Source organism: Phyllobacterium sp. P5_D12 (genome assembly GCF_054049495.1).
Genome location: NZ_JBFUMG010000134.1, coordinates 1 through 10,123 on the forward strand (window position 1 = coordinate 1; position 10,123 = coordinate 10,123).

Sequence of the window (10,123 nt, forward strand, 5' to 3'; positions counted from 1 at the left end):
GCTCAATATCGTTGAAGTCCGCAAGCCGGAAACAGACGCAGTTCTCGTTGCGCAGTCGATCGCGCAGCAGCTGGAACGTCGTGTTGCTTTCCGCCGTGCCATGAAGCGTGCCGTTCAGTCGGCAATGCGTCTTGGTGCAGAAGGCATTCGTATCAATTGTTCGGGCCGTCTCGGCGGCGCGGAAATTGCGCGTATGGAGTGGTACCGTGAAGGCCGCGTGCCTTTGCATACCCTTCGTGCCGATATCGATTACGGAACTGCTGAAGCACACACTGCCTACGGCATTTGCGGCGTCAAGGTCTGGGTCTTCAAGGGCGAAATCCTTGAGCACGATCCAATGGCTTCCGAACGCCGCGCTGTTGAAGGTGATGCCAGCCATCAGGGTTCGGGCCGTCGCCGCGAAAACGCTTAAATAGCGTCTTTCGGAAACGAGAATTTTGGAGTAGAGAACAATGCTGCAGCCTAAGCGCACAAAGTTCCGCAAGCAGTTCAAGGGCCGTATCCACGGCGCATCGAAAGGCGGCACGGACCTTAATTTTGGTGCTTTCGGCCTGAAGGCCCTCGAGCCGAACCGCGTTACCGCGCGTGAGATCGAAGCCGCTCGCCGTGCAATTACCCGTCACATGAAACGTGCCGGTCGTGTGTGGATCCGGATTTTCCCGGATGTGCCGGTCACATCGAAGCCTACTGAAGTCCGCATGGGTAAAGGTAAGGGTTCGGTTGACTATTGGGCATCCCGTGTCGCACCAGGCCGTGTCATGTTCGAGCTCGACGGCGTTTCGGAAGAAACTGCTCGTGAAGCCCTCCGTCTCGGAGCGGCCAAGCTTTCGGTCAAGACGCGCTTTATTCAGCGCATCGCAGAATAAGGGGTGGATGTCATGAAATCCGCAGAAGTTCGGGCCTTGAGCCTCGATCAGTTGAATGAAGAGTTGGGTTCCCTGAAGAAAGAGCAGTTCAACCTGCGCTTCCAGAAGGCAACCGGCCAGTTGGAAAAAACCGCTCGCGTCCGGCAGATCCGCCGTGATATTGCGCGCATCAAGACTGTCGCCCGCCAAAAAGCGGTCGAGAGCAAGGCTTAAGGAAGAAAACCATGCCTAAACGCATTCTGCAGGGCGTTGTCGTGAGCGACAAAAACGACAAGACCGTTGTGGTCAAGGTCGAGCGGCGCTATTCGCACCCGCTCCTCCAGAAGACTGTGCGCCAGTCCAAGAAGTACAAGGCGCACGATGAGAGCAACCAGTTCAAGGTTGGCGATATGGTTTCCATCGAGGAATCCAAGCCGATTTCGAAAGACAAATGCTGGGTTGTCGTAACCGACGCCCCCGCAACTTAATACTAACGATCTGTATGTAAGACGCAGCAATCGCGAGGGGCAAGGAAAGCCCAGTCCGGTTGAACAAGAAGAAGGCGGCTAGTCATGATTCAGATGCAAACAAACCTCGACGTCGCGGATAATTCCGGCGCACGTCGTGTCATGTGCATCAAGGTGCTGGGCGGCTCGAAGCGGAAATATGCTTCGGTCGGCGACATTATTGTCGTTTCGATCAAGGAAGCAATTCCGCGCGGCCGCGTGAAAAAGGGTGACGTGATGAAGGCGGTGGTTGTTCGTACCGCCAAGGACATCCGTCGCGCAGATGGTAGCGTTATTCGTTTCGACAAGAACGCTGCTGTCCTGATCGACAACAAGAAAGAGCCTATCGGCACCCGTATCTTCGGACCGGTTCCGCGCGAACTTCGCGCAAAGAGCCACATGAAGATCATCTCGCTGGCTCCAGAAGTATTGTAAGGAGCAGACGATGCAGAAGATCCGTAAAGGCGACCGCGTTGTCGTTCTAGCTGGTAAGGACAAGGGCCGTACCGGCGAAGTAATCAAAGTTTTGCCGAAGGACGAGCAGGCGCTCGTTCGCGGCGTTAATCTTGTAAAGCGTCACCAGAAGCAGACACAGACCCAGGAAGCCGGCATCATTTCGAAAGAAGCGCCGCTCCATCTGTCGAACATTGCTATCGCCGACAAGGATGGAAAGCCGACCCGCGTTGGCTTCAAGATCCTCGAGGACGGCAAGAAGGTACGTGTAGCAAAGCGTTCAGGAGATCTGATCGATGGCTGATGCAAAGATCGAACCCCGTCTGAAGAAGCAGTACCTGGAAGTGGTACGTAAGGCGCTTCTCGAGGAGTTCAAATACGACAACGAGATGCAGATCCCGCGCATCACCAAAGTTGTTCTCAACATGGGTGTGGGCGAGRCAACTGCCGACTCCAAGAAGCCAACTGTCGCAGCTGAAGATCTGGCATTGATTGCCGGCCAGAAGGCGGTTATTACCCGTGCGCGCAATTCGATCGCAACCTTCAAGGTTCGTGAGAATATGCCGATCGGAACGAAGGTCACCCTTCGCAAAGAGCGCATGTATGAATTCATCGATCGCCTGATCAACATCGCGCTTCCGCGCGTTCGAGATTTCCGCGGTCTGAACCCGAAGAGCTTTGATGGTCGTGGCAACTTCGCCATGGGCATCAAGGAGCACATTGTGTTCCCGGAAATCAACTACGACAAGGTTGATCAGATCTGGGGCATGGACATCATCGTTTGTACGACTGCAAAAACGGATGATGAAGCACGCGCTCTCCTGCGCGCCTTCAACTTCCCTTTCCGCCAGTAACGGCAAGCGTAGCGAGGTATTTGAAATGGCAAAGACGAGCGCAGTCGAAAAGAACAAGCGCCGCGGTCTTCTGGTAAAGCGTTTCGCTGCAAAGCGTTCGCGCCTGAAGGCTGTCGTGATGAATCAGTCGCTTCCTCTGGATGAGCGCTTCCGCGCCACCATCCAGCTGGCAGAGCTGCCACGCAATTCCGCCAAGGTTCGTATTCGCAACCGTTGCGAAGTTTCGGGCCGTCCGCGCGGTTATTACCGCAAGATCAAAATGTCGCGTATCGCATTGCGCCAGCTGGGTTCGCTCGGCCAGGTGCCTGGCATCGTGAAGTCGAGCTGGTAAGGGAGAAGACAGATGTCTATGACAGATCCTCTCGGCGATATGCTGACGCGTATCCGTAACGCAACCATGCGCAAGAAGGGCAAGGTTTCGACCCCGGCCTCCAAGCTGCGCGCCCGCGTTCTGGATGTTCTACAGGCTGAAGGCTATATCCGCGGATACAGCCAGGTTGATTTCGACAACGGCAAGTCCGAGATCGAAATCGAACTGAAGTATTTTGAGAACGTGCCGGTGATCCGCGAGATCACCCGTATTTCGAAGCCTGGCCGTCGCGTTTACGTTTCGGTCAAGTCGATCCCGCAGGTTGCGAACGGACTTGGTATTTCGATCCTGTCGACGCCGAAGGGCGTCATGGCAGACCACGAGGCACGTGAACAGAATGTCGGCGGCGAACTGCTCTGCCGTATATTCTAAGCACCGGCTTGAAAAGGTTTGAAAAATGTCTCGTATCGGTAAAAAACCAGTGGCAGTCCCGCAAGGCGTAACAGCCAGCGTAGACGGCCAGACCATCAAGGCCAAAGGCCCGAAGGGTGAACTCAGCTTCGTCGCCAATGACGATGTTGTAGTCAAGTTCGAAGACGGTGCTGTCAGCGTTAGTCCGCGTGACAGCACCAAGGTTGCTCGTTCGAAGTGGGGCATGAGCCGCACCATGGTCGTCAACATCTTCACAGGTGTTAAGGACGGCTTCGAAAAGCGCCTGGAAATCAGCGGCGTCGGCTATCGTGCGGCAATGCAGGGCAAGAACCTGCAGCTGTCGCTCGGCTTCAGCCATGAAGTTGTCTACAAGGTGCCGGAAGGCATCACTGTTGCCGTTCCGAAGCCGACGGAAATCGTCGTGACCGGTATCGACAAGCAGCAGGTTGGCCAGGTCGCAGCCGAGATTCGCGAATATCGGAGCCCGGAGCCTTACAAGGGCAAGGGCGTGAAATATGCGGGCGAGAAGATCGTTCGTAAAGAAGGTAAGAAGAAGTAAGGAATTCGTGTCATGGCATCGCCGAAAGAAATCATTCAGCGTCGCGCTTCGCGTGTTCGCCGCCAGCTCAAGGCGGTTGCCGGTGACCGTCCGCGGCTCAGCGTCCACCGTTCTTMGAAGAATATCTATGCGCAGGTCATCGACGATGCGCGTGGTCATACAATTGCATCCGCATCCACTCTCGAAGCTGACCTTAAGGGCCAGTTGAAGACCGGTGCAGATTCGGACGCAGCGGCATTGATCGGCAAGCTCGTTGCAGAGCGTGCTGTTAAAGCCGGCATCAAGGAAGTTGTCTTCGATCGTGGCGCCTACATTTACCACGGCCGTGTCAAGGCACTTGCTGAAGCTGCCCGTGAAGCAGGTCTTAGTTTCTAAGACGAGCTTTTAAGGCAAAAGTTTCGAAGTCCGGAACTGCAGGGGCTCGCCTCTTGCAAGCCGGACTTCGATAGCGCATAAGCCCCCCTGAACCGGACGGTTTGCGGGAATTCTGCGCAACAAGGACCGTTACTGCGGCCTATGTGGATCCAAGTGGATGCACGGCACGGTAAAATCATTCGTGCTACCGGAAAAGAAAAAGGAATTAGGAGCATGGCACAGGAAAAGAGAAGCCGCGAAGATCGCGGCCGCAACGAAGAGCGCGATAGCGAATTCGTTGACAAGCTCGTACACATCAACCGCGTCGCCAAGGTCRTCAAGGGCGGCCGGCGTTTCGGCTTTGCTGCTCTCGTCGTTGTCGGCGATCAGAAGGGCCGCGTTGGTTTCGGTCATGGCAAGGCACGCGAAGTGCCGGAAGCTATCCGCAAGGCAACTGAGTCCGCCAAGCGCGAAATGATTTTCGTGCCGCTGCGTTCGGGCCGTACCCTTCATCACGATGTTGAAGGCCGTCATGGCGCCGGCAAGGTTCTGCTTCGTGCAGCCACAGCTGGTACAGGTATCATCGCCGGTGGTCCAATGCGCGCCGTCTTCGAGACGCTTGGCGTACAGGACGTTGTTGCCAAGTCGCTCGGTTCGTCGAACCCATACAACATGGTTCGCGCGACATTCGATGCCTTGAAGCACCAGATGCACCCGAAGGACATCGCTGCCCAGCGCGGTATCAAGTATTCGACACTGCAGGCTCGCCGCCGCGATGTGGTCGGTTCGGAAGAATAGGCCATAATTGGCGCAGCAGGGCAGGGCCACTGGCTCCTGCTCACTGTAGAGACTAAAGGACAAAGTCATGGTTGAGAAGAAGAAGGGTAAGACGGTTACGGTCGAACAGATCGGCAGCCCTATCCGCCGTCCGGCAGAGCAGCGCGCAACGCTGATCGGCCTGGGCCTCAATAAGATGCATCGCCGCCGTACGCTTGAAGATACGCCTTCAATTCGCGGCATGATTGCAAAGGTTCAACATCTCGTCCGCGTCGTGGACGAGGCTTGATACCGGAGATTAGACAAATGAAACTCAATGATCTGAGTGAAAATCCAGGCGCCACCAAGGCACGCAAGCGTGTTGGCCGTGGTATCGGTTCCGGTTCCGGCAAGACTGCCGGCCGCGGTGTCAAGGGACAGAAGTCGCGTTCGGGCGTTGCCATCAACGGTTTCGAAGGCGGACAGATGCCACTTTACCGCCGCTTGCCAAAGCGCGGCTTCACCAACATCTTTTCGAAGAACTTCAACACCGTTTCGGTTGGCCGTATCCAGGCTGCTATCGATGCCAAGAAGCTCGATGCGAAGGCAACGGTTACGCTCGATACTCTGAAGGCTGCCGGCATCATTCGCCGCGCCAAGGATGGCGTGCGTCTCTTGTCCGACGGCGAGATCAAGACTGCTGTGACCTTCGAGGTTGCCGGTGCATCCAAGGCTGCGATCGAAAAGATTGAAAAGGCCGGCGGTACCGTCAAGCTTCCAGCTGCTCCTGCAGCTGCTGAATAAAATGACTATACAAGCGGCGATCTTCGTGATCGCCGCTTGTACCTTCTCTTAAGGGCACATATCTGGGTAAGACCGTTGATTCCCGATATCGGGGCCAGGACGGCGCTCTAACGGGCACAGACCGGAGACTATAATGGCTTCAGCCGCTGAACAGCTCGCGTCAAATCTCAATTTCTCTGCTTTCTCGAAGGCCGATGAGCTCAAAAAGCGCATCTGGTTTACGCTTGGCGCATTGCTGGTCTACCGGCTCGGAACCTATATCCCGCTACCGGGTATCAACCTTGCCGCCTACGCCCAGGCCTTCAACCACCAGTCGCAGGGCATTCTCGGCATGTTCAACATGTTCGCCGGCGGCGCTGTTGCGCGCATGGCGATCTTTGCACTCGGCATCATGCCCTATATTTCGGCTTCGATTATCGTCCAGCTGATGACGTCGGTCGTTCCGGCGCTTGAACAGCTGAAAAAAGATGGCGAGCAGGGCCGCAAGGTCATCAATCAATATACGCGCTATGGCACCGTGCTTCTGGCAACGGTTCAGGCTTACGCGATTGCCGCGGGCCTACAGGGCAGTCAGGGTATCGTTACCAATCCCGGACCGTTCTTTATGTTCTCGACGGTGATCACGCTTGTCGGCGGCACGATGTTCCTGATGTGGCTGGGCGAGCAGATTACCGCACGCGGCATCGGCAATGGTATCTCGCTGATCATCTTCTCCGGCATCGTCGCCAATCTGCCGCAAGCCATTTCGGGTACTCTGGAACTCGGCCGGACAGGTGCGCTGTCGACTGGCGTGATCCTGGCGATCATCGTTCTGACCATTGCCGTCATCGGCATCATCGTTTTCGTCGAGCGTGCACAGCGCCGCCTTCTGATCCAGTATCCGAAGCGCCAGGTCGGCAATCGCATGTTCCAGGGCGATACGTCGCATCTGCCGCTGAAGCTGAACACCGCCGGCGTTATTCCGCCGATCTTCGCCTCTTCGCTGCTGCTGTTGCCAGCTACCATTGCCGGCTTCGCGCAGAGCCATCAGATGCCAGCCTGGGCAACGACCATCCTGTCGTCGCTCGGTCATGGCCAGCCTGCCTATATGGCGCTCTATGCAGCGATGATCGTTTTCTTCGCCTTCTTCTATACGGCGCTTGTCTTCAATCCGAAGGACACGGCCGACCAGTTGAAGAAGCATTCGGGTTTCATCCCCGGCATTCGCCCCGGCGAACGTACGGCCGAGTATATCGATTATGTTCTAACGCGTGTCACAGTTCTCGGTGCAATCTACCTCGTCGTCATCTGCATGCTGCCTGAGTTCCTGATTTCATGGGCCGGTGTTCCTTTCTATCTCGGCGGTACATCGCTGTTGATTGTCGTGAGCGTTACGCTCGATACGGTTGCACAGATCCAGGGACATCTGATTGCGCACCAGTATGAAGGGCTGATCAAGAAGTCGAAGCTCCGGGGAGGGAAACGCAACAGATGAGATTAATACTTCTCGGACCACCGGGGGCAGGTAAGGGAACTCAGTCTCAGCGCTTGGTAGAAAAATTTGGTGTACCGCAGCTCTCCACGGGGGACATGCTGCGTGACGCAGTGAAGGCCGGAACCGACGTCGGTTTGCGTGCCAAGGCTGTCATGGATGCCGGCAAGCTGGTGTCCGACGAGATCGTCAACGCGATCGTTTCGGAACGCATCGATCAGCCGGATGCGGTCAACGGGTTTATCCTCGACGGTTATCCGAGAACGTTGATCCAGGCAGACGCGGTCGAGCAAATGCTGGCCGACAAGGGTCTCGAACTCGATTGCGTGATCGAGCTTGAAGTCGATGACAACGTCCTCGTCGAGCGTATATCCGGCCGCTATTCCTGCGCGAAGTGCGGCACCGGATATCATGACACCAACAAGAAGCCGCATGTGGCAGGTGTTTGCGACAAATGCGGTTCGACGGAATTCAAGCGCCGTCCGGACGACAACGCCGAAACGGTGCGCACGCGCCTCGAGGCATACTACAAGCAGACCTCACCGCTGATTGGCTACTACTATGCCAAGGGCAAGTTGAGGAAGGTCGATGGCATGGCTGACATGGACGACGTCACCGCATCTATCGAAAAAATTCTGTCGGATTTATAAGTCTGACATAATTTCATCGAAGGAGTTGACTTTTCACGGCGATTCCTTCAAGTACGGCGCAAATTCGCTTGGGAATATAAAGCGGTCGGCGCCGATCCGGTAAGAGAGGTTCGGGGCTGATCGTTTGTGTTTGTCCCCGAATATAATTTTCATCCCGTCATCTGGCTGCCGCATTGGCCATCCAGCTCTGCCGGTTAACAAGGAGAACAGGCGTGGCTCGTATTGCTGGCGTCAACATCCCGACGAACAAGCGCGTTGTAATCGCGCTTCAGTACATTCACGGGATTGGTCAAAAGTTTGCACAGGAAATCGTCGAGAAAGTCGGCATTCCTGCAGAGCGTCGCGTCAATCAGTTGACCGATGCGGAAGTCTTGCAGATTCGTGAAACAATCGATCGCGATTACCATGTTGAAGGTGATCTGCGCCGTGAAGTTTCCATGAACATCAAGCGTCTGATGGATCTGGGCTGCTACCGCGGCCTGCGTCATCGCCGCTCGCTTCCGGTTCGCGGTCAGCGTACGCATACCAATGCGCGTACCCGCAAGGGTCCTGCCAAGGCAATTGCCGGCAAGAAGAAGTAAGATTTTCCGGCGCGGTTCGCTGCGCCGGTTTCGCCTTTTGGGGCGAACAAGTGCTGGTTTCGCACTTTAACTGAAACCGCGGTGTAGCCTCTGGAAATACGGAGGCGTCGAGATCAACTGAAAGGACTACCATGGCCAAAGAAGCCACGCGCGTTCGCCGTCGCGAGCGCAAGAATATTTCGTCGGGCGTTGCCCACGTCAATTCGACATTCAACAATACGATGATCACCATCACGGATGCACAGGGCAATGCGATTGCCTGGTCTTCCGCCGGTGCACAGGGCTTCAAGGGCTCACGCAAGTCCACGCCGTTCGCAGCCCAGATGGCTGCTGAAGATTGTGCCAAGAAGGCGCAGGAACATGGCATGCGCTCGCTCGAAGTCGAGGTTTGCGGACCGGGCTCCGGCCGTGAGTCGGCTCTGCGCGCACTGCAGGCTGCCGGTTTCACGATTACATCGATCCGCGATGTAACGCCGATCCCGCACAATGGCTGCCGCCCGCGCAAGCGTCGCCGCGTATAATTTTATTGCGACAAGCATAGGCCGCAAGAGCTGGCTTTCAGCTCCTCTGCGGTTTCCACGCCTCAATGCCACGATTGGATGGTGGTAAAGGCAAGGATGAAGGAAAAATAGATGATCCAGAAGAACTGGCAAGAATTGATCAAGCCGAACAAGGTCGAGTTCCAGACCTCCGGCTCGAAGACCAAGGCAACGGTCGTCGCTGAGCCGCTGGAACGCGGCTATGGCTTGACCCTCGGCAACGCCTTGCGCCGTGTGCTCCTGTCCTCGCTGCGCGGCGCTGCCGTGACAGCTGTACAGATCGACGGCGTTCTGCATGAATTCTCGTCGATCCCAGGTGTGCGTGAAGACGTGACGGACATCGTCCTCAACATCAAGGAAATCGCTATCCACATGGAGAGCGATGGACCCAAGCGCATGGTCGTCCGCAAGGAAGGCCCGGGCGTTGTGACAGCTGGCGATATCCAGACGGTTGGCGATATCGAGATCCTCAATCCGGATCACGTTATCTGCACGCTCGATGAAGGCGCTGAAATCCGCATGGAATTCACCGTCAACACCGGCAAGGGTTACGTKCCGGCYGACCGCAACCGYGCMGAAGACGCKCCGATCGGCYTGATCCCGGTCGAYAGCCTKTAYTCGCCGGTCCGCAAGGTATCCTACAAGATCGAGAACACCCGCGAGGGCCAGGTTCTCGATTATGACAAGCTGATCCTSWCGATCGAGACCGATGGTTCGATCWCCGGYGAAGATGCCGTTGCCTATGCAGCGCGTATTCTCCAGGACCAGCTGGCGATCTTCGTCAACTTTGACGAGCCGCAGAAGGAAGTTCAGCAGGAACAGGTTACCGAACTCGCGTTTAATCCTGCACTGCTCAAGAAGGTCGATGAACTCGAACTTTCGGTTCGTTCGGCAAATTGCCTGAAGAATGATAACATCGTCTACATTGGCGATCTCATCCAGAAGACAGAAGCAGAGATGCTGCGCACACCGAACTTCGGCCGCAAGTCACTGAACGAAATCAAGGAAG

At 56.0% G+C, this 10,123-nt stretch carries 19 protein-coding genes; all 19 read left to right on the top strand.

Features of this window, described 5'->3' with window-relative positions:
* The coding region (gene rpsC, locus ACXJ5O_RS11260; protein WP_457299974.1) for a 30S ribosomal protein S3 at positions 1–412 on the top strand (412 nt) is incomplete at its 5' end.
* A gap of 40 nt (positions 413–452) precedes the next feature.
* Positions 453–866: a 50S ribosomal protein L16 gene (gene rplP, locus ACXJ5O_RS11265; protein WP_106716806.1), complete on the top strand. Its 414-nt coding sequence runs from the start codon at positions 453–455 to the stop codon at positions 864–866.
* A 12-nt stretch (positions 867–878) separates the two neighbouring features.
* Positions 879–1,079 carry a 50S ribosomal protein L29 gene (rpmC, locus tag ACXJ5O_RS11270; protein WP_008124920.1) on the top strand — a complete coding sequence of 67 codons (201 nt, stop codon included), beginning with the start codon at positions 879–881 and terminating at the stop codon, positions 1,077–1,079.
* Positions 1,080–1,090: 11 nt separating this feature from the next.
* Positions 1,091–1,333 (top strand): 30S ribosomal protein S17, encoded by a 243-nt coding sequence (gene rpsQ, locus ACXJ5O_RS11275; RefSeq protein WP_112526907.1) that lies wholly within the window; start codon positions 1,091–1,093, stop codon positions 1,331–1,333.
* Positions 1,334–1,417: 84 nt separating this feature from the next.
* A complete protein-coding gene (gene rplN / locus ACXJ5O_RS11280; protein ID WP_008124924.1) occupies positions 1,418–1,786 on the top strand; it encodes a 50S ribosomal protein L14 in 369 nt (122 codons plus the stop codon).
* Between the two features lie 10 nt (positions 1,787–1,796).
* Complete coding sequence (gene rplX, locus ACXJ5O_RS11285) at positions 1,797–2,108, top strand: 50S ribosomal protein L24 (RefSeq protein ID WP_106716804.1); 312 nt, start codon at positions 1,797–1,799, stop codon at positions 2,106–2,108.
* Entirely contained in the window at positions 2,101–2,658 is a 558-nt protein-coding gene (rplE, locus tag ACXJ5O_RS11290; protein WP_457299975.1) for a 50S ribosomal protein L5, read from the top strand. Before rplX ends, rplE begins: the two co-directional genes overlap by 8 nt.
* Positions 2,659–2,683: 25 nt before the next feature.
* Positions 2,684–2,989 (top strand): 30S ribosomal protein S14, encoded by a 306-nt coding sequence (rpsN, locus tag ACXJ5O_RS11295; RefSeq protein WP_106716802.1) that lies wholly within the window; start codon positions 2,684–2,686, stop codon positions 2,987–2,989.
* A gap of 12 nt (positions 2,990–3,001) precedes the next feature.
* Entirely contained in the window at positions 3,002–3,400 is a 399-nt protein-coding gene (gene rpsH, locus ACXJ5O_RS11300; protein WP_106716801.1) for a 30S ribosomal protein S8, read from the top strand.
* 25 nt (positions 3,401–3,425) lie between these two features.
* Positions 3,426–3,959, top strand: coding sequence for a 50S ribosomal protein L6 (gene rplF, locus ACXJ5O_RS11305; RefSeq protein ID WP_457299976.1), 534 nt, complete (start codon positions 3,426–3,428; stop codon positions 3,957–3,959).
* 12 nt (positions 3,960–3,971) lie between these two features.
* A complete protein-coding gene (rplR, locus tag ACXJ5O_RS11310) occupies positions 3,972–4,334 on the top strand; it encodes a 50S ribosomal protein L18 (RefSeq protein ID WP_457299977.1) in 363 nt (120 codons plus the stop codon).
* A 213-nt stretch (positions 4,335–4,547) separates the two neighbouring features.
* On the top strand, positions 4,548–5,111 hold the full coding sequence (gene rpsE, locus ACXJ5O_RS11315; protein WP_457299978.1) for a 30S ribosomal protein S5: 564 nt from the start codon (positions 4,548–4,550) through the stop codon (positions 5,109–5,111).
* 67 nt (positions 5,112–5,178) lie between these two features.
* Positions 5,179–5,379: a 50S ribosomal protein L30 gene (gene rpmD / locus ACXJ5O_RS11320; protein WP_106663217.1), complete on the top strand. Its 201-nt coding sequence runs from the start codon at positions 5,179–5,181 to the stop codon at positions 5,377–5,379.
* Positions 5,380–5,396: 17 nt separating this feature from the next.
* Positions 5,397–5,873 carry a 50S ribosomal protein L15 gene (gene rplO / locus ACXJ5O_RS11325; RefSeq protein ID WP_457299979.1) on the top strand — a complete coding sequence of 159 codons (477 nt, stop codon included), beginning with the start codon at positions 5,397–5,399 and terminating at the stop codon, positions 5,871–5,873.
* A gap of 133 nt (positions 5,874–6,006) precedes the next feature.
* The gene (gene secY / locus ACXJ5O_RS11330) at positions 6,007–7,347 is read left to right on the top strand and encodes a preprotein translocase subunit SecY (RefSeq protein WP_457299980.1); all 1,341 of its coding nucleotides are present in this window, start codon (positions 6,007–6,009) and stop codon (positions 7,345–7,347) included.
* Positions 7,344–7,994: an adenylate kinase gene (locus ACXJ5O_RS11335; RefSeq protein ID WP_210004289.1), complete on the top strand. Its 651-nt coding sequence runs from the start codon at positions 7,344–7,346 to the stop codon at positions 7,992–7,994. Before secY ends, ACXJ5O_RS11335 begins: the two co-directional genes overlap by 4 nt.
* Before the next feature lie 212 nt (positions 7,995–8,206).
* Entirely contained in the window at positions 8,207–8,575 is a 369-nt protein-coding gene (gene rpsM, locus ACXJ5O_RS11340) for a 30S ribosomal protein S13 (protein ID WP_008124949.1), read from the top strand.
* 131 nt (positions 8,576–8,706) lie between these two features.
* Positions 8,707–9,096, top strand: a complete 390-nt coding sequence (rpsK, locus tag ACXJ5O_RS11345; protein WP_008124952.1) for a 30S ribosomal protein S11 — start codon at positions 8,707–8,709, stop codon at positions 9,094–9,096.
* Positions 9,097–9,207: 111 nt separating this feature from the next.
* Positions 9,208–10,123, top strand: a 916-nt coding sequence (locus ACXJ5O_RS11350; RefSeq protein WP_457299981.1) for a DNA-directed RNA polymerase subunit alpha, incomplete at its 3' end; no start/stop codon positions are given.

Bases quoted from the DNA above. Each gene is read 5' to 3' on its own strand.
- rplN (WP_008124924.1), top strand. From the start codon at position 1,418: ATGATTCAGATGCAAACAAACCTCGACGTCGCGGATAATTCCGGCGCA.
- rpsN (WP_106716802.1), top strand. From the start codon at position 2,684: ATGGCAAAGACGAGCGCAGTCGAAAAGAACAAGCGCCGCGGTCTTCTG.
- ACXJ5O_RS11335 (WP_210004289.1), top strand. From the start codon at position 7,344: ATGAGATTAATACTTCTCGGACCACCGGGGGCAGGTAAGGGAACTCAG.
- rplP (WP_106716806.1), top strand. From the start codon at position 453: ATGCTGCAGCCTAAGCGCACAAAGTTCCGCAAGCAGTTCAAGGGCCGT.
- rplX (WP_106716804.1), top strand. From the start codon at position 1,797: ATGCAGAAGATCCGTAAAGGCGACCGCGTTGTCGTTCTAGCTGGTAAG.
- rpsQ (WP_112526907.1), top strand. From the start codon at position 1,091: ATGCCTAAACGCATTCTGCAGGGCGTTGTCGTGAGCGACAAAAACGAC.
- rpsH (WP_106716801.1), top strand. From the start codon at position 3,002: ATGTCTATGACAGATCCTCTCGGCGATATGCTGACGCGTATCCGTAAC.
- rplO (WP_457299979.1), top strand. From the start codon at position 5,397: ATGAAACTCAATGATCTGAGTGAAAATCCAGGCGCCACCAAGGCACGC.
- rpsK (WP_008124952.1), top strand. From the start codon at position 8,707: ATGGCCAAAGAAGCCACGCGCGTTCGCCGTCGCGAGCGCAAGAATATT.
- rpmC (WP_008124920.1), top strand. From the start codon at position 879: ATGAAATCCGCAGAAGTTCGGGCCTTGAGCCTCGATCAGTTGAATGAA.
- rpmD (WP_106663217.1), top strand. From the start codon at position 5,179: ATGGTTGAGAAGAAGAAGGGTAAGACGGTTACGGTCGAACAGATCGGC.
- rplF (WP_457299976.1), top strand. From the start codon at position 3,426: ATGTCTCGTATCGGTAAAAAACCAGTGGCAGTCCCGCAAGGCGTAACA.
- secY (WP_457299980.1), top strand. From the start codon at position 6,007: ATGGCTTCAGCCGCTGAACAGCTCGCGTCAAATCTCAATTTCTCTGCT.